Annotated in this window: 15 protein-coding genes; 1 reads left to right on the top strand and 14 read right to left on the bottom strand. The window is 39.8% G+C overall.

Features of this window, described 5'->3' with window-relative positions; all coding sequences use genetic code 11:
* Positions 1-15 precede the first annotated feature (15 nt).
* The 9 genes from N8A86_RS17840 to N8A86_RS17800 form a co-directional block, all read right to left on the bottom strand.
* Positions 16-1779: a hypothetical protein gene (locus tag N8A86_RS17840; RefSeq protein WP_273566602.1), complete on the bottom strand. Its 1764-nt coding sequence runs from the start codon at positions 1777-1779 to the stop codon at positions 16-18.
* Positions 1769-1939, bottom strand: coding sequence for a hypothetical protein (locus N8A86_RS17835; protein WP_273566601.1), 171 nt, complete (start codon positions 1937-1939; stop codon positions 1769-1771). Before N8A86_RS17835 ends, N8A86_RS17840 begins: the two co-directional genes overlap by 11 nt.
* Positions 1940-1953: 14 nt before the next feature.
* Positions 1954-3987 (bottom strand): DUF4175 family protein, encoded by a 2034-nt coding sequence (locus N8A86_RS17830; RefSeq protein WP_273566600.1) that lies wholly within the window; start codon positions 3985-3987, stop codon positions 1954-1956.
* Positions 3984-5279, bottom strand: a complete 1296-nt coding sequence (locus N8A86_RS17825) for a BatA domain-containing protein (protein WP_273566599.1) — start codon at positions 5277-5279, stop codon at positions 3984-3986. Before N8A86_RS17825 ends, N8A86_RS17830 begins: the two co-directional genes overlap by 4 nt.
* A gap of 1 nt (position 5280) precedes the next feature.
* Entirely contained in the window at positions 5281-6174 is an 894-nt protein-coding gene (locus N8A86_RS17820; RefSeq protein ID WP_273566598.1) for a DUF58 domain-containing protein, read from the bottom strand.
* Positions 6175-6187: 13 nt separating this feature from the next.
* Entirely contained in the window at positions 6188-7198 is a 1011-nt protein-coding gene (locus N8A86_RS17815; RefSeq protein WP_273566597.1) for an AAA family ATPase, read from the bottom strand.
* 11 nt (positions 7199-7209) lie between these two features.
* Entirely contained in the window at positions 7210-7833 is a 624-nt protein-coding gene (locus N8A86_RS17810; protein ID WP_273566596.1) for a DUF4159 domain-containing protein, read from the bottom strand.
* Between the two features lie 98 nt (positions 7834-7931).
* Complete coding sequence (locus N8A86_RS17805; RefSeq protein ID WP_273566595.1) at positions 7932-9245, bottom strand: TldD/PmbA family protein; 1314 nt, start codon at positions 9243-9245, stop codon at positions 7932-7934.
* A 29-nt stretch (positions 9246-9274) separates the two neighbouring features.
* Positions 9275-10915: a TldD/PmbA family protein gene (locus tag N8A86_RS17800; RefSeq protein WP_273566594.1), complete on the bottom strand. Its 1641-nt coding sequence runs from the start codon at positions 10913-10915 to the stop codon at positions 9275-9277.
* Positions 10916-11162: 247 nt separating this feature from the next.
* Between N8A86_RS17800 and N8A86_RS17795 the strand changes: the two genes are divergently transcribed.
* On the top strand, positions 11163-11903 hold the full coding sequence (locus N8A86_RS17795) for a tyrosine-protein phosphatase (protein WP_273566593.1): 741 nt from the start codon (positions 11163-11165) through the stop codon (positions 11901-11903).
* Here the strand turns inward: N8A86_RS17795 and N8A86_RS17790 are convergent, their stop codons facing one another.
* Genes N8A86_RS17790 through N8A86_RS17770 form a run of 5 tightly spaced genes read right to left on the bottom strand, consistent with a single transcriptional unit; the run spans position 11904 to position 18176 of the window.
* Positions 11904-12710, bottom strand: coding sequence for a CpsD/CapB family tyrosine-protein kinase (locus N8A86_RS17790; RefSeq protein WP_273566592.1), 807 nt, complete (start codon positions 12708-12710; stop codon positions 11904-11906).
* A gap of 19 nt (positions 12711-12729) precedes the next feature.
* Complete coding sequence (locus N8A86_RS17785) at positions 12730-14274, bottom strand: GumC family protein (protein WP_273566591.1); 1545 nt, start codon at positions 14272-14274, stop codon at positions 12730-12732.
* 56 nt (positions 14275-14330) lie between these two features.
* Positions 14331-15110 (bottom strand): polysaccharide biosynthesis/export family protein, encoded by a 780-nt coding sequence (locus N8A86_RS17780; RefSeq protein WP_273566590.1) that lies wholly within the window; start codon positions 15108-15110, stop codon positions 14331-14333.
* Between the two features lie 43 nt (positions 15111-15153).
* Positions 15154-17091 (bottom strand): polysaccharide biosynthesis protein, encoded by a 1938-nt coding sequence (locus N8A86_RS17775; RefSeq protein WP_273566589.1) that lies wholly within the window; start codon positions 17089-17091, stop codon positions 15154-15156.
* Positions 17088-18176, bottom strand: coding sequence for a DegT/DnrJ/EryC1/StrS family aminotransferase (locus tag N8A86_RS17770; RefSeq protein WP_273569096.1), 1089 nt, complete (start codon positions 18174-18176; stop codon positions 17088-17090). The genes N8A86_RS17775 and N8A86_RS17770 overlap by 4 nt, the downstream gene beginning before the upstream one ends.
* Positions 18177-18592: the final 416 nt, after the last annotated feature.

The raw sequence follows: 18592 nt of genomic DNA, 5'->3' as shown, positions 1-18592 counted from the left end.
CCAAGAGACAGGGCCTTATTTTATTGCCCTATCAGTGCGCAATTTTGGTTCTAACCATAAATATCCAATCCCCAAAATAAAGACTAGGAAGAACCAAACTCGTTCAATTGGCGCCAAAATTTCTTTTTTGGTAATACTTTTCGATGCCTGTTGAAAATATATACGGTTCGCATCCATGGTTTGGTTCATACGAAGTGTTTTCCATTGTGTAGAATCTATTACATAAAAATCAAATGCTGTGGTGTCTTGTTCAAGGCTCAGTTTGTTCCACCCTTTTCTGCGAGGATATATAGTACCCTTCCAAAGACTTGGTATATCCGGATTATTGATAAGGGCAATAGGGCTTCCTACCCCATTTTCTATTTGCGGTTTTTGCGAAAAAGTTCTGATTTTAAAAGGGTAGGGGTGATTTTGAACGGGCATCATTTTGCCGGACTCCCAAAGGGCATTGGGTATCGGTTTCTTACTGATGCCACCAACAATATCGGCCCATAATCGTCTATAAACATCTGAATGGCCTTCAAGAAACAATTGATAGGTATTTTTTAAAACCGTTGTGCCTACCCTACCCCGCTCAAGTCTTCGGTACGCCGACAAAATATTGCCTTTTGAGTTTTGGATGGGTTCCAATAAAAGTTCTTTATCAAAACTATAAGGATAACTTTCCAATTTGATTCTCTCCCTTTCGCCCAATACAACTTCAGTATTTCTGTTGGAAATAAAATTGAAAAAGGATTTTTTACCCCGTAATCGAAACAATTCTTCATCAGGTTGAATAAAGATGCCAAGTCCTTCTTCCCTTGTCGCGGTCACCAATATTGAAAATGCGCTTGAAGTTAAGTTTCGGTATGAAGTGGCATCCAGAATGACTACATCGAAGTTTTTTAGATTATCCGAAGAAAAACTGTATATCGGTGTTCGGGACCTATTAAAGTATTCGAATTTATATTTACCCTTGGTCAATTGGCTTCTGACCATCACTTCGAGGTTCATTTCCGCTAAGTAGTTCTTCAGATATTTAGTCTCAAAAGAAGGAAATTCATTTATGATTAAAACACGCAACGGTTTGAGCTCCATAACCTGAATCGGCAAGGGTTCTGAGGATAGGGTTGTGCCCAACGCATCTTTTTCGGCCAGTGCATATACATATTTACCTTCGACTTTTAGGGTTGTAGAGAGGCTAAATGTTTGAGTTTTCGAACTATTCAATTCCACCGAATCCAATGGTGATTCCCCAGGGCCTTGCAAGATAATTTTATGGCCCGGCGTCGGGGTGTTGTATACACCATTCACGACCAACTCAGAGTCTACCGTATTCTTCTCTTCGTATTGCAGCCTTGTAATGCCTCTTGGAATTTTGGCACCCAAATACGTAACGGATATCTCTGCAAACCGCCAGAAATCAAAAGGGGCGATCCCCGCACCAAGAATATGTAATGAAGTAATGGAATCTAATTTAAGGGATGTAGGTCCGTTGGTATCATATCGGATTATACCCAGGTTTTTGTCCGATTCCAGAAGGCTGTCCAATTTCTTTTGATCGTAACCTTCGGTGAGCAAAACCGCCCCGCCCATTTCGAGAGTTTGGGGAATCGCAGGTCTTAGGGCCATAAGTGCGAGTGAGCCAATGGTAATTAGGCCTACGATTGCATTGACAACTATTTTTTGTTTTGGGGAGTTCGACCATTCCTTCCAGAAGAAAAATAGAAAAAGTAAAATGGAACCGATGACAACGGGCCAAATCCAATTGTGGTTCATAAAAACGAACTCATTCATCATAGTGCTCCAATTCCTTTACCAAAATTTGATTGATTTCATCGTAAAACATATTCTCCCCATTAGGAACTGCATCCGACTTTGGAATTGCCCTGAGCAAACCTTGTTGTACTTCGAGTAGTGTTTCAGGAGTTGTTTTAAGATCTTCGGTTAACCACTTCAATTGTTGTAGGGTTCCTAAGTACTTACCGGGTTCTGAAATCGCCTTTTCGGCCAATTCGCTACCTGCTTTTTCAAAAGAGTTTTATCCAACTCGGAAATCGAAATTTCATCGACTAAAATTTGTTGAAGTCTTTGAATCGCCGATCGTATATTCGGATATGGTTTCGATACACCGATTTCTTCGATTTTTTGATAATTGCCGACCTCAACGATATCACCCGTCAAACGAACCTCCTCTTTTATGGGTGGTGGATCAAAACCGATACGGTGCACATAGATTCGTGCGCTATTCTTTATCTCTTGAATCAGCTTTAAGGCCCTGTACTGATATGGCAACGATTTTTTCGGGGTGTACAATCGCAGATATAGTTCCGCATCCCACATTTCAGCCATTGCTTGACGTAACTTGCTCTTCAGGGACTGTGTAAATAAGGTTGACTCCTCAGGATCATCGTGATCGTGTAGATAATCATGTAATGGGTCTTCTGTTTTCTTATCGTCATCCGCTTCTTGATGGTCGTGATCCACAAGATTAGGTTCATTGGAGCCATCATGATCATGGGTATATTCGGCCAAGGGGTTATCGTCCTTTTGTTCTTCGGTATCCACTTCTTGGGTAACCTGTATTCCCGAATCAGCTTCATCACCCATGAATTCACCGTATTTAAGGCGGAGTGCTTTTTGGTCAAAGCCCAACTCATTACTGGTAGAATTAAACGCTTGTTTGGTTAATTTTGATTTTTGTGCAATCAATTTTTCGGTATCGATAATCAATTGGCGTTGGCTTCTGAAATAATCTGGCATCAAATCGGCTCCGAGAGTCCCTTCGACCGCAAATTGATTGGATGTTGTGTCTTTAATAACGGCAAAAAAGGTCTCGCTTCTTGTCGTATTGGGTTTTGGACGCTTTGTATCGGTCGCCTCAATGTAAAAGTAAAGCTCATCGCCCGGTTCCATTTTTAGCTTATCCAGATCGATTTTCTTGGAGAGTTCAAGTTGTTTACTTCCTGCTTTAATCGAATTTGCAAAGGGAAGTTTTTCTTCCCTGAATTTTACCGATTCTCCAGAACCTTTGCTTACCGTCGCTATAATTTGGGCATTTTCAATTCCGTAATCATCTTTGATCAAAGTCTTAAACTGCAACTGCTTATTTTCTTCGGATTCAAAGGATGAGAACTGATCCAGACCTTGAATTTCCAAAGTGGGCATTTGATCCTTGATAGCTTCTAGCGCATATAGATCTGAGACGTAACTTCCGCCATCTCGGTCAACGAAACGAAAATTATAAAATCCGGATGCATTCAAAACCATGGTTTTGGAATATGAATCTTCTTTGTATTGCATCGGAAACCTTTCCAAGTTGCGTTCGATAAAGACGCTATCTACATGATTATCAAAATTAATTTCCCAGGATAGTTTAGATCCTTCAAGTGCCTGAACGTTCATTTTGGTAGTCAATAGCGGTTTGATTCCCGCATACGCAGGATAGGATATGGTAACCTTCTGACCTAATAACTTTGGGAGTGAAGACTTAAGCGCCAATGAATCGGCCGGTTGAAAACTGATTATATCTTTTTTCCCTGCTTCCGTAGCCTTAGATGTAAAACTATCGGATAGATTAAAATAGGAAAACAAAAAACCAAGTAATAAACAGATTCCCGCAAATAGCATAGCGGATTTTAAACCTTTTTTAGGTACGATGGCATCGCCGTTTTTATTCAAGGCTTTGATGACCTTTTGCTCTTGTAGCATGGCCAAATAGGACATTTGCTCTTTCGGAAGCAATAAAAGTCCGGAGCTGTACTCCACAGCGTCCAGTTTTCTATCTATATGACTGGCTATTTTTTCCAAAGTCAATCGCCAAGGTTTTTTTAAGATGATCAGTGCACCGGCGATTGTCAAGAAAAGTAGTATTGTCAACCATGGAGAAAAATCTAATCTGTAGATTAAAATAGTACCTCCGAACGAATAAAGAAAAATCTCGAACCAAAGACGGAGCTTCCACTTATTTTGTAGTTGGATCAATATGTTTTTACCTGAGCCCGTCATTGCCTTCGATATTTAGCGATAATGCGTTCGGCCAAGAGCACAATGACTAAAAAGACCCATAGCCACGGTGAAATATCGAAAAGCTGAAGACTGGTTTTATTCTTCCTAAGATTTGAAACTACAGGGCGCAGTTCGGCTACATCCAAAACCCGGGCATCGTAAGGTATTATTCTATCCTTCAATCTGGGGTGAAAATAATGTAGTTCCATCAGTTGTTCCACAACATGTTCTTTTATGATATTCTGGCTGTTCAGGTTTCGCGTCAAATGCCAGACATTGGCCAAATTCCCGAGGGTAATCAACGAAGTGCTTAAACTGTCCGGATGATACACAAGGGCTTTTCCAGAATACTTCTTCAATGGTTTTCCGGTTAACCAAATCAGGTTATCATAATTTGAAGTATTCAGGTTATCATCGGCTTTTTCAACTTGAATTTCCACTTGTCTATCCAAATACGTACCCATAGCGCGATATGCGGATTGAATAAATCGCATCTGATCCGTCAAGCTTTCCTCATAGACTATGGAGACTTTTATCGGGTCTTCTTTTTGTAAAGGGAGGGATACGCTTCGCCCGTCATCTTCCACCAAAACACTATCCCCGTCATTTGTGATTTTGATTAAGTCGCTATTTTTCGGCTCGACTTCCTTTGAAAATATCAAAAATCTTGAATCGCCAGAAACTTTTAAAAGTGTTATTTCAGCTTCTTTGTCAACAGCTTCGACGATTCCTTCGCGGATTTCTCCATCATCGATGCTAATCCAGTTTACGTTTACCGAAATTTCGGGCCGCATACCTTTTATTCCGCTCTGGTAAGCATTTGCGAAAACAACGATACTGTCGGTGGTAAGTTCTTCCATGTCAATGGCCAGTTGCCAATAATCCGGAGTTTTCGATGCTCTGTTATTTGCAGTGTTCTGGTGATAGGGAGGAAATCCCTTTTCTAATAATCGTATCGATTCTTTCGGGATGGAATCCAGCATTTTTGTGATTCTCTCATTTAAAAGTAATGAAGGTTCGATAAGATAGGTAATCGGGGAATTTTTTATAGTGTTTTTAAATTGTGGTCTGGCCAAGATAAGCGTCAATAGCATGATACTCAAAAGTCTAAGGATGAGTAGAATTATTTCATTTAGCTTTATGCTACTCGTTTGTTTTGGGTTTAAGTTTTCTAAAAATTGGGTGCTACCAACCTTAATGACCCTTACTTTTTTTCTACTCCAAAAATGTATGGCGATAGGAATGGCAAGTGCGATCAGCGCCCAGAGATATGTTGGAGATAAAAATTGCATATTACATCAACCTAGCACGTTGTTTTAAGAAAATCTGCAGGGCATTCTCAATCGGTTCGGACAAATTGAACAGATGATAACCAATGCCATTGGAAAACAACAGTTCTTTAGTATCTGATATCATGGCATTCAATGTGTCTTGGTATTTACTTTTCATTGTTCTTGCATCGACCCTGATTCGTTCACCTGTTTCCAAGTCCTCGAAAATCGCGGGACCATTGTAACCAAATTCCAATTCGTTTTTGCCCATAATATGTAAAACGACCACCTCGTTACGAGAGGTTTTCAAACCCCGGATCATTTCGGTCAATTCGTTATGATGTTCATATAAGTCCGTAATAAAGAAAATAAGTTCTTTATGGCTTCTGTCATGTAGCTTATCCAAGATCGCAGGATTATCAGGCCATTTGCCACGGGCGTTCACCTGTATCAGTTCATGCAACATCCGTTTGAATTGCTGTTTTTGCACCGTTGGGTTCAGACTGAACAATTTCTGGTCGTTCACACTGAAAAGTCCTACGGCATCTCCCTGTTTTTGGGAGAGATAAGACAATGAAGCAACGAGAACCTTTACAAAATCAAGTTTCGAAAGGCCATCTTCTTCATGCAACATCGATTTACTGGAGTCCAATATGAATTTGACGGCAATATGTGTTTCAATTTCCGATTGTTTGATATAATACCGACCCGATCGAGCCAACATTTTCCAATCTAAGAGTCGCATATCGTCTCCTGGTTCATAGCCCCGATACTGACTAAACTCCAACCCCGACCCTACCCTTCGACTTTGATTCAACCCCGAGAGATAACCATCGACGATGACCCTAGCTATCAATGACAGCCCAGATACGCTATTTATAGTTTCAGGTCTAAGTAACTGATGGTAGTCTTTCACTTCTTGGTGATTGCTATATGCTGGTTTCGGAAAATTGAATCGTCTTTAAAAGTTGTCGCGTGACTCTATCGGAGTCTATACCTTCGGCCTCCGCCCTAAAATTTACAATAACACGATGTCGAAGTACCGGCAATGCAACATGTTGTAAGTCATCAAGTGTTACGGCCAGGCGGCCTGCCTGAAGCGCTCTGGCTTTGGCCGTTAAAATCATGGCCTGTCCTGCTCTCGGCCCAGCTCCCCAACTCACCCATTCTTTTACGTAGTCGCTTGAGGTCGTTTCAGGTCTGGTCGAACGGACTACTTGGCTCACGAAACTTATTAAATCATCGCTGATGGGAACTTCTCTTACCAATTGCTGCAAACGCAAAATCTCCGCCCCGGTAATGACCGTTTTAACGGATTCTTTTTTTGTTCCCGTAGTGCTTTTTAAAATAGCCGTTTCCTCAATATCGGTCGGATATCCGATTTTTATGTAAAAAAGGAATCTATCTTGTTGCGCTTCCGGTAAAGGGAAGGTTCCCGATTGTTCTATCGGGTTTTGTGTGGCGAGAATAAAGAAAGGTCTATCAAGGTTATAGGTCTTTCCTGAATAGGTCACCTCGAATTCTTGCATGGCCTCTAATAAGGCCGCTTGGGTTTTTGGAGGAGTCCTATTGATTTCATCCGCCAAAATGATATTGGCGAAAATCGGCCCTTTGTTGAATTCAAAAATCTTTTTGCCCGTACTATGGTCTTCCTCCAAAATTTCGGTTCCAATAATATCGGACGGCATCAAATCAGGGGTAAACTGTATTCTTTTGAATTTTAAATCTATAGCTTGCGCCAAGGTTTTGATCATCAAAGTTTTAGCCAATCCTGGAACGCCCTCTAACAAAGCATGCCCACCAGCCAAAAAGGTTATTAAAAGATGTTCTACCGTCTCATCTTGACCTATTATGACTTTGGCAATCTCTTTTTTTAAATCGGTAAGTTTGCTCGTTAAGGCCTCTACTTCCCTTTTCACTTCCAATAATTCTTTATCCATTCAATTTCTTTTTATGATGTAAGTGCATACATCACGATATTCACCCCGAATCGGGTATTATCTATTTTATACCAGCGTTTGTTTCGAAAATCGTAGTCCCATTCGCAGCCATAATCCTTATTACTGTACAACACCCCTATTCTACCATTTACCTCAATAGCCTTTAGGTATTCATGTACCAGATCATCGCCCCACCCGTTCAGTTCTTGAGAGGTTGTAGGAGGCCCATCTTCGAACTCGAAAAATATCCTATATAACTCGTGATCGTTCGCAATTTTTTTTAATCCATCCTCACCGAAAATCTCTTCCATTTGCTGTTCGAAGGATTTTGCAAATAACCCATCGATATCGTGGTTGCAATCATCCACAAAAACAAATCCGCCATTATTGACGTACTTTTCAAAATTCTCTTTCTCCTTTTTGGTAAACTGCACTAGTTTATGACCGGATAGATAGCAGAAGGGACATTTAAATATTTCTTCGCTACCTAACGTGATAATATTCTCTTGTTTATCTACCGCCAAAGTGGTGTACTCCACCAAGGAATTCAGAAGATTGGATGGCATTCGTTGGTCAACATCCCAATCGCCCGATTCATATTGTAATCTAGTAAAGAAAAAAGCGTTGTCGGCCATTTAAAATGATTCTTCTTCAGACAAATATGTTTTCGTAAAATGAAAACTGGCTGTAATGAGATAATCAAAACAACCAGTCAACGTACTATAATATTGGATTACACTGCATCCGATAAGCTGGTAAATGTAAAGTCCCTCACTTTCATATAGGGAATCAAATTACCATCTACCCTAACTTGTTTGCCAAGGGTTTCCAAATTATTCAGCATAATTATCGGGCTTTCATTGAATCTGAAATTTTTGACAGGGTGTTTGATAGCCCCATTTTCGATATAAAAAGTTCCATCACGAGTAAGCCCTGTATATAAAAGTGTCTGAGGATCTACTGATCGAATATACCACAACCTCGTAACCAAAATACCCTTCTTGGTACTTTTGATCAAATCTTCAAGGGAGGCATCTCCACCGGCCATAATGAAGTTATTTGGATACGGAACCGGTTCCACACCTTTTTGTTCGGCCCAATAACGATCATAAGCTAGATTTTTTACTACCCCGTTTTCTAACCATACGGTTTTCTTCAAGGGTTGCCCTGCCCCATTCCAAGTCGAGGTAGGAACTTCGGGATGTAACGGATCAGACCAAATTTGTACCCGTTCATCTACTATCTTATCTCCTAATTTCGTACCACCTTCTTTAGACATAAAACTTCGACCTTCGTCTGCAGTACGGGCACCTATTGCATTTCCGAGACCGTTTAAAAGACCTAATGCAGCGGATGGCTCAAGGATTACGGTATACTTACCAGGTTCTATGGCCTTGGCTTCTCTTGACATTACGGCCTTATCGATAGCTATATTTGAAGCCTCGGCAGCATTAAACTTTGAAATATCGTTATAATCACGTGTAACCCACCCTGAACCTGTACCGTCATTCGTTCGCATGGTTACGGTAAAATCTGAATTCGTCGATTTGTTATAGGCAAAAAGTCCGTTTGAGTTGATCATAGCATCAAAACCTGCGGAATCGTTTAAGAAACCTGCGGCGGTTACATCCTTGGCCACGGCCGGTTCTATGCTGCTATTGGCCACCTCAGCACGATATTCGGGAGTGATTTTTGCGGTAGCCTCTACATAGTTTATAGCGTTGTCATACGTCTGTGGTCCCAAAGGTGCCATAAATTCGGGGTTCTCCGGTGAAAGTTTAGCAAGCTCTTCAGCCCTAGCTACTACGCGCTTCAAAGAATCATCGTCAAATTCGTCTATTGTAGCGGTACCTGATCTTTTTCCGAAGTTGGATTGTACCACCAACGTCTGGTTCGATCGATGGCCAGAGGTAGATACCGTGTTTCGTGCATATCGAATATTACCGCTTTCACTACCACTTAAATTTATTTCGCAAGCATCGGCAGTGGAAAAACCCAATGCCTTTTCCATTATTTTTCTTGCTTCTTCTTCTGTATATATTGCCATTGTATTATCTTTTTTAGTGAAACTAGGAATTAAACGGTCCTACCGGTATTGATTACGTTGATATCGTTGAATCGCGAAGTAGAACTTCCGTGGGAAACGGCACTAATTTGGGAAGGTTGGCCTTTACCATCGAAAAAAGAACCGAATAAACGGTAATCACGCTCATCACAGATTTTTGCACATGAGTTCCAAAATTCCTGTGTATTTGATTGGTAAGCCACGTCATTTAGCATACCTACGATTTCTCCGTTTTTTATTTCGTAAAAGGCGGTACCGCCGAACTGGAAGTTATAACGTTGTTGATCAATGGAGTAAGACCCTCTACCCGCTATATAAATACCCTTTTCTACATCTTTGATCATCTCAGCAATGGAGTAAGGTTCTTTTCCAGCTTCCAAAGAAATATTGGGCATTCGTTGAAACTGTACATCGTTCCAGCTCTGTGCATAACAACAACCATGGGATTCATTCTGATCGATCATATTCACCTGATCCCTTATGGCCTGATAATTGACCAAAACACCATTTCGTATAATATCCCATTTCTTACATTTCACACCTTCATCGTCGAATCCAACGGCCCCTAATGATCCTGTTTGAGTCTTATCCGCAACTATGTTCACGATATCGCTTCCGTACTTGAAATCGCCTGATTTCCATTTATCCATGGTCGCAAAGCTGGTACCGGCATAATTCGCCTCATAACCTAACACTCGATCCAATTCCGTTGGGTGACCTACGGATTCGTGAATTGTAAGGCCCAAATGGTTTGGCTCAAGAACCAAATCGTATTTTCCTGGATCTACCGATTTTGCCGTCAACATTTCTTTGGCCTGCTTGGCCGCCAGGGTAGCATCTTCAACCATATCATAACTGCCACGGTATAATTTAATTCCCGCCGCACCCTCTAATTTCTCAGAAGCCAATCCATCCATATATTCATATCCGAGACCCATTGGCGCACTCATGGCTTGTCGTGTTTTGAATTTTCCTGCGGACTGATCTACCGCCGTTACACCAAAGGTTGGCCAGATACGATGTATGTCTTGATCAATGTAAGAACCATCGGTCGAGGCAAAATATTTCTGCTCATTGACCATAAACAGGGCCGAATTCACAAAATTCGCTCCATTCTCAAGTGCTGCCGCATTCGCTCTTAACAATAAATCCACCTTTTCTGAAACAGGAACATCTTTAAAATCTTTCTTGATCGGAGTTTTCCATGAAACCTCTCCATGTGCGGATACCGGCGCCAACTTTACAGGATCCTTTTGAAATTTAGAGTTTGCCTTCGCTATGGCAACGGCCTGCTCCGTAGCTTTCTTGATACCGTCTTCGGTAACCTTGTTCGTTGAGGCAAAACCCCATGTTCCATTTGCGATTACGCGTATGCCTATTCCGAAAGACTCGGTATTGACCACGTTTTGCACTTTGTCTTCTCGTGTAAAAACATACTGGTTCAGATATCTGCCTATTCTGGCATCGGCATAGGTGGCACCCATTGATTTCGCCGTATTTAAGGCGACATCCGCCATTCGTTTTTTGACTATCGTATCCATACCGGGTGCCAAAAGCGCCTCAACAGGAATTATATTTCCCATCATGGCACTAGGTACCATCAAAGCGCCCGCACCAAGACCGGACAATTGGACAAAATCTCTTCTTTTCATATGTATCTCTATTAGTTTTGAATTAGGCTATAGCACAAGATAAGCAAAAGAGTTAATTCTTTAAAGACACTAAAGTGCCTCTCCTGTAAATTAGGGATAATTTTAACAGTATTGAGGAGTTGTCTTTTAAATGGAGATTCTTTACGTAGCGTACAAAACAGCGTTTGATGATTATGAAGGACCACATCTCAAATCTAATTGTATTGGTTTACTCAGAAATAGTATTTTTGCTGTCAAACCAGAATCAATGCTCAGCATTTTTAACCGCAAAAAATATCTTATTGACCTTCTGGAAGGTTTTGTAGATATGCACAACCATATTCTTCCGGGAATCGATGATGGTGTAAAAACTGTAGAGGAATCCATAGAACTGGTTAAAGCATTTGCTGATTTCGGGGTGCAAGACTTTATCGCCACCCCTCATATTATGCACAACTACTACCCAAACGATTCAGAGACCATTGGCAAATCGCTCGCGATATTACAAAACGGGCTCAAAATGAACGATTTAAAAGAAGTATCTATTGAAGCTGCTGCTGAGCATATGATCGACGCCAATTTTGAAACCCTGCTCGAAAACGGAGACGTAATGCCGATGCAGAAAAACTATCTTTTGGTGGAGATGTCCTATTTACAGGCTTCCATTAATTTTGAAGAGGCGATTCGAAAAATAGCTGAGAAAAGATTTTTTCCCATTCTAGCACACCCCGAACGGTATGTGTTTTTTCAGAATAGGATGAAGAAATACAAAGAATTAAAAGATAAAGGTATTCTCTTCCAGCTGAACATGCTCTCAATCAGTGAATACTACGGTAAAGAAGTACAACAAACTGCAATAAAACTCTTAGAAGAAGGACTCATAAACTTCATTGCTACCGACGTTCATAATATGAGCCAATTGAATAGTATAAAGCAGATAAAGCTCTCAAAAAAATTGCTCAATACGTTGGAAAGGTTAGTTGAAACTACAACCTATAATTTTGGCTAATTAAAATTTCCACCACTTTTTAGTGGTCTTACCATAACCGTAGCCGTATTTACCGCCATAACCAAGATTAGAATCTTTAACATCGTTGACGACAAAGGAAAGTCCTTTTAATTTTCCTTCTTTTTTCAATTTTAATGGGAATTCCAGAACCTTAGTCTCGGTAGCCCCTGCCCTAGTGACATAAATAATATGATCTGCATATTCACTGATCAACAGGGTATCGGTAACCACCATTAATGGCGCGGTATCGACAACGACATAGTCATACTTAAGCGAAACTTCCATGATAAGATCTTTCATACGTTCACTCATCAAAAGCTCCGAAGGGTTCGGAGGAATCTTACCAGAATATATCACATCGATCGTATTTGTATGAACCAGCATTGGATTGATAATATCCCTTGAGGTCATGGAATCGTCATATAAGTACTCGGTCAAACCGGCATCTTTATTTCTTCCTGGTTTTCCCAATTTATCAACATCTTTGTTGTTGAAGAAGGTATATAGTTTGGGATTTCGAATATCAGCTCCTATCAGTAAGACCTTTTTATCCGTATTCGAAAAAATCATCGCCAAGTTCGAAGACAAAAATGTTTTACCTTCTCCTGGAACACTTGATGTGACATAAATTACATTATTTCGGCCGCTCTTCGATTTAATAAGGTAATCAAGATTCGTTCGCAGAATTCTAAGCGATTCGCCAAGTACGGAACGGTCGTCTTTACGCACAAGCTGTTCATCTTTTTTGCCCAATCTAGGAAGTTCAGCAAGTACGGGAATGTCTTTCACGAGCTTTTCAAGACCCACTTTACTATGAATTTTGTTGTCAAGAAGCTCTTTTGAGTAAATGATCGAAAAAGGAATTAATAGACCAAGAATCAAAGATGCCAAGTATATCAAAGGTTTTTTTAGGTGTTACCGGTCCTTTACCGAACTGGTATGCCAAATCTACGATTTTCGATTTTTCAGGACTAGATGCAGCGGTAATCTGCGATTCTTCCCTTTTTTGCAATAAGTATAGATATAAGGACTCCGTTGTTTGTTGCTGTCGTGTAATGTTTCGCAGGTCACGTTGGTTTTTGGGTGCTGAATAGATAGTACCCTGAATACGACCCATTTGGCTTTGTAAGGTACCTACCGTCATACCAACATTACGTTCCATGGCCGTTAAACTGGATTGAATAGTAGATTTAAGTTGATCCAATTGTTGATCGAGGTTTACAATAATCGGGTTTTGCTCGTCAGCACTTTTCAACATGCGATTTCTTTCGGCAACGAGTTCATTATATTTTGCCTGGGTCGAAGCCACAGCACTACTTCCAATATCTACAACTGGCATAGTAGTATATCCCTCTTCACCGGCAACATAATTTTTAAGGCCTGTTACCATTTGTAGCTGATCTCTAGCACTTTCGAGCTGTTGTCTACCTGCAGTACTTGCCTGTACCGCCGCACTGACTTCGAGACCACCACCGGTCATTCCTTTTTCTGTCAAGAGTTCTTGGGCATCTTGATCTACATCGGTAAGCGTATTCGAAATTAGTTCGATACGATTGTTAATAAACTCAGAAGTTTTATCGGCGACCGCTTTCTTGTCTATGATGGCATTCTGATTGTAGGTAAAAACAAGTCGGTCTATAATATCCATCGCTTTCTCCTTAATAGGATCGTGTAGTGTGATGTTTATGATATTGGAATATTCTTTGGCCGGCGCTATCAAAATCTTCTTTTGATACCCCTCGGCAACAATAAAAATAGGATCAATGGTAACCTTTATCTTTTGCCCCTTGTATTTCTTGAAGAACGGCTGGTTCGGGGTAATTACTACATCACCCACTTCTGTAGGAATATTTTTTCCAAAAGAATATATTTTTAAGGGACTATCCCTTTCTGTACTATAACCAAAAGTAGTATCGGAAGAAAGTTCTATAAAAAATTCAAATTCAGAAGTGTTGATAATTGAATCGCTTTCAATAAAGTTCAGATTGAAAGGCCTATCTTGATAAATCTCAGAGTCCTTCACATTGCCTAAGGCGATAATTCTAACATTTAATTTCAAATCTTTGACAACCTGAATGAAATTAGATCTCGAATTCAATATTTCAATTTCGTCCTCGGCCTTGTTTTTGCCCCCACCAAGTACTTTAAGATCTTGAAAAGCAGAAAGTTCAGAACCGGCGTTTTTATCCTCTACTATCTGAATTTTTGCTTTGGCCGCATATTCAGGAGTGGCATATCGAATATAAACAAAGGCCAGAATTATGGCAAAAATAGCCGATAGTACAAACCATTTCCAATGTTTTGTATAGGTAGCTATCGTCTCTTTTAAATCTGTACTACTTTTAGAAAATTCTTGGGAACCTGTATTCATTACTAAGACTATGTTTTTGAGGTAAACGACGAAATATCAGCTTTCGTATTTGTTGGCTATCTCGTTGATAAATATAATACCGAAGAAGTTATCAAAGCAGTAGCTATCGATGTCCATATTGTAGCTCTGTTATCTAATCCATAGGATGATACAGCCGACTGGTTCGGCTCGACATATACTACATCGTTCTGGGTCAAATAATAAACGGGCGAATTAAGGGCATTTTTTTGTGTTAGGTCGATTCGAGTGGAAACTTTCGTACCATTAAAATCACGGATTACCAGCACATTGCTTCTAATACCTTTAATTGTAAGGTCATTGGCCAAACCTATGGCTTCGAGAATTGTAATCTGTTCTCCGAGAACGGGATATGTTCCAGGTCGATTAACCTCGCCAAGAACAGTAACGGTAAAGTTTTTTAGTCTAATGTTGATAATAGGGTCTTTTAAATATGGTTTTAATTTTTCCTTTAAAAGAACCTTGGTCTCTTCTGGTGAGAGTCCGACAATCTTTACAGAACCGATTACAGGAAAATCGATTTCGCCGTTTTTATCTATAATATAATCCAATTGTTCAGGTCGAAATCCACCTTCCTCAGCTCCTTTGAACAAATTGAAGGGCGCACTTGGTAATGGATCCAATGTTGATACATAAATACCTAGAACATCGTCAATCTTGAATTTATTCGTATGCGAATTGTCGCTAACCAAAGTTTCATAGTCGCTAGTACCCTGAAAATACACTACATCTTTTTTAGAAGCACAAGACGAGAATATAAATAATGAAGTAATTAAGACAAGGGAAATTTTGGCAATGGAGCGTGTTTTAATAATCATGGTTGTAATATTACTGGGTTTAGAGTGCAAGATTAGTGAAAATTTATGATTGTACGACCTTTAAAGTAGGTTTATCCCCACTGATTGAATTGCCTTTTTCATCCAACTCACATAGCTGTGAGTTGCTTGAAACGTACTCGGGCACTATATTTTTCATTAATTTAACGGTGTTACCATTAAAGAACATATTGGTAATACAAAGTTCATCGATTTGTGATCTTACGGTCGCGTAATCAAGCTCACGTACCTTACTGATTTTTATTTTTTTATGATAGGTCGGCAAGGTGTTTTCACCGTTTGCCAAGAGTTCTTCATATAATTTTTCCCCTGGCCTAAGGCCCGTAATTTTAATATCAATATCCTCTGGATAGCTCAATCCCGATAACTTGATCATATTTTTGGCCAAATCATAAATTTTCACGGATTCGCCCATATCGAAAATAAAAATCTCGCCACCATCACCCATGGCACCCGCTTCTAAAACCAGTTGTGAAGCTTCGGGTATGGTCATGAAATAACGTGTGACATCCCTATGGGTAAGGGTTAGAGGCCCACCCTTTTCTATCTGTTTTCTGAACAATGGAATGACCGATCCATTGGATCCCAACACGTTACCAAATCTTGTAGTAATGAATTTGGTTTTCTTTTGCTGTTCAAGACAACTAATATACATTTCGGCAATTCGTTTGGTGGCACCCATAACATTGGTTGGATTAACCGCCTTATCGGTGGAAATAAAAACGAATTTTTCGACATTGTGAGATATTGATAAATCGGCCACGGTCTTTGTTCCTCCAACATTTATCTTTATCGATTCATACGAATTATATTCCATTAGTGGCACATGCTTATAAGCTGCGGCATGGAAGACCATATCAGGTTTATGTTCTTGAAATATTCCATTCAACCGATTTTTATCCCTGATATCACCAACAATGGGAATAAAATTATGGTATCCATTTTGTTTCAATTCTTGTTGCAGGTCATAAAGTGCGGATTCGGCCTGGTCGATGATTATCAAAGATTTATAAGCATATTGACAAATTTGCCTTACTATTTCACTTCCTATGGAGCCAGCACCTCCTGTAACGAGAACTACCTTATTGAGTAATTCCTTTTCAATTTTCTCGTTTTTGATATTTATTGGGGCCCTATCCAATAAATCCTCAATCTGTACTTGTTTGATTTGTGAGGCACGCAGCTCTCCGTTTATCCAATCTTCGACCGGAGGTACAATTTTAACCTGTACCGGAAGTTCGACCAAGCCTTCTACCAAATTCCGTAATTTTTTGGGATCTATATTCTGGATCGAGAAAATTACCTCGGAAATGTTCTTACTCGTCAAGAAGTCTTTGGTCAATACGGCATTGTGATATACTTTGACACCATTTATCTGTTTGCCCGCCTTTTGGTTGTCATTATCGATATAGCCAACAACCCTTGCCCTACTCTTCGAATGATTTGTAAGTGCATTGTGGGTCAAAATACCAGATTCACCGGCGCCATAGATCAATACGTTCTTGTTTACTTTTAAGTCTCGAATCGCATAGCTGTTATAAAGTGCCTTAAAAAGATAGCGAGAAGCAGTTAATCCAATAAATGCCAAAAGGCTATATATGATAATTGGACTAAGAAAAATATTGAAGTCTTCATAAAACTTGAACTCTTTGTTCAGAAGAACTGCGGCAATCATTATGATGCTCGAAAGACAAATACCATTAAATACATTATAAACATCTCGTACTCCGGTATGTCTAACCACTCCTTTGTAAGAACCAACAATTAGGAAAGAGATACATGAAACAACGGCAACAAAAGGCAATTGTATCCATAACTTTTCTACTTCGAAATCGAAAGTTAGGTTAAAACGTACGCAATAAGCTAAAACGAAAGCTATACACGACGATACGACATCAATGGCCAAGACCAACCACTTTGATGCATATCGGTTGGAATTTTGTGCAAAGTAATTCTGTATCATGCCACTATTTGTTTTATGGTATGCGAAATGCGCTCAAGATTCGATAGGCTCAAGTCCGACCCACTGGGAAGGCAAAGACCTCTACTGAATAGTTCCTCCGATATCCCGTTCAAATAACTCTCACACTTGCTAAAAACCGGTTGAAGATGCATTGGCTTCCACAACGGTCGCGATTCAATATTTTCTTCCTGTAGGGAAAGTCGTATTTTTTCTCTTATTTCTTCGGAAGGCGTCAAAATACAGGTCAACCATCTATTCGAAAAATAACCCTCTGGCTCTTCTAAAAACTCGATGGATTCTAAACTTCCCAGGTTTTCCTTATAATAAAGATAGTTATTTCTTCTAGCGTTTACCCTATCGTCAAGAACTTCCATCTGTCCTCTTCCAATTCCAGCCAAAACATTACTCATTCGATAGTTATAGCCAATGGCAGAATGCTGGTAGTGCGGCGCCTCGTCTCTAGATTGAGTAGCCAGAAAAACAGCTCTCTCTTTAATCGTATTATCTCTGGTTCTCAGGGCACCTCCTCCAGAAGTAGTAATGATTTTATTGCCATTGAACGATAGTATTGAGATATCTCCAAAAGTACCACACTTAACTCCGTGATACGAACTACCCAATGACTCGGCACTATCCTCTAAAACAGGTATCTCATACCTCAGGGAAATTTCTCTAATCGCCTCAACTTTATAGGGCATGCCATATAAATGTACTGCAATAATTGCCTTTGGTTTTTTGCCTCTTGCAATACGATCTTTGATAGCCTTTTCCAACATTTCTGGAGAAATATTCCATGTATCTTTCTCACTATCCACAAATATGGGCCTTGCCCCAAGATAAACAATGGGGTTGGCGGAAGCTGCAAACGTAAAACTTTGGCAAATAACCTCATCGCCACTACCTACACCCAACAAAATAAGTGCTAAATGCAGTGCACCGGTGCCCGAACTTAGAGCCGCTACATGTGAATCTTCTTTTAAATAATCCACCAAGGCGCTTTCAAACCCCTCTACGTTAGGTCCTAACGGAGCAATCCAATTGGTGTCAAAGGCCTCTTGTACGTATATCTGCTCCCTACCCGACATATGGGGAGAGGATAACCAGACTTTAGATTTGTTCAGGATTTTAGGGTTCAATATCGGAGTTTTTGTGGGTCCATCAGCATAAATGACAAAGTAAAAATAATTATAGTTTATTACTTAACCGTGTAATACGTCTAGATTTCGTCAAAGAAGGTAATTTTTCGGTCAAACACGTAAAAACCTCAAATTTCGTCCTTTATTAAAGCGCTAGTAACTCATGAAATCATTTATTTATATGGGGAGCTTGAAAATTTTGCGATATTCATTCAGTATTAGATTTCAGGTAAAAAATAAACAAACTAACATTTATCATGTTCTGTTCTACTAAATCTTATTTACTTTGTTTTAAAATGATTAAACCGTTTTCAATTAATTTAAATGTCATCTTTTAAAATAGGACGATTAACAAAGTGTTGAAA

The sequence above is a fragment of the Maribacter halichondriae genome, from assembly GCF_027474825.1.
GTDB lineage: Bacteria > Bacteroidota > Bacteroidia > Flavobacteriales > Flavobacteriaceae > Meishania > Meishania halichondriae.
The sequence above is the reverse complement of the archived record's forward strand: the minus strand, read 5'-3'. Positions and strand labels throughout refer to the sequence as shown.

Bases quoted from the DNA above. Each gene is read 5' to 3' on its own strand.
- N8A86_RS17825 (WP_273566599.1), bottom strand. From the start codon at position 5,279: ATGCAATTTTTATCTCCAACATATCTCTGGGCGCTGATCGCACTTGCC.
- N8A86_RS17805 (WP_273566595.1), bottom strand. From the start codon at position 9,245: ATGGCAATATATACAGAAGAAGAAGCAAGAAAAATAATGGAAAAGGCA.
- N8A86_RS17840 (WP_273566602.1), bottom strand. From the start codon at position 1,779: ATGATGAATGAGTTCGTTTTTATGAACCACAATTGGATTTGGCCCGTT.
- N8A86_RS17785 (WP_273566591.1), bottom strand. From the start codon at position 14,274: ATGAATACAGGTTCCCAAGAATTTTCTAAAAGTAGTACAGATTTAAAA.
- N8A86_RS17830 (WP_273566600.1), bottom strand. From the start codon at position 3,987: ATGACGGGCTCAGGTAAAAACATATTGATCCAACTACAAAATAAGTGG.
- N8A86_RS17795 (WP_273566593.1), top strand. From the start codon at position 11,163: ATGCTCAGCATTTTTAACCGCAAAAAATATCTTATTGACCTTCTGGAA.
- N8A86_RS17775 (WP_273566589.1), bottom strand. From the start codon at position 17,091: ATGATACAGAATTACTTTGCACAAAATTCCAACCGATATGCATCAAAG.
- N8A86_RS17780 (WP_273566590.1), bottom strand. From the start codon at position 15,110: ATGATTATTAAAACACGCTCCATTGCCAAAATTTCCCTTGTCTTAATT.
- N8A86_RS17815 (WP_273566597.1), bottom strand. From the start codon at position 7,198: ATGGATAAAGAATTATTGGAAGTGAAAAGGGAAGTAGAGGCCTTAACG.
- N8A86_RS17810 (WP_273566596.1), bottom strand. From the start codon at position 7,833: ATGGCCGACAACGCTTTTTTCTTTACTAGATTACAATATGAATCGGGC.
- N8A86_RS17770 (WP_273569096.1), bottom strand. From the start codon at position 18,176: ATGTCGGGTAGGGAGCAGATATACGTACAAGAGGCCTTTGACACCAAT.
- N8A86_RS17800 (WP_273566594.1), bottom strand. From the start codon at position 10,915: ATGAAAAGAAGAGATTTTGTCCAATTGTCCGGTCTTGGTGCGGGCGCT.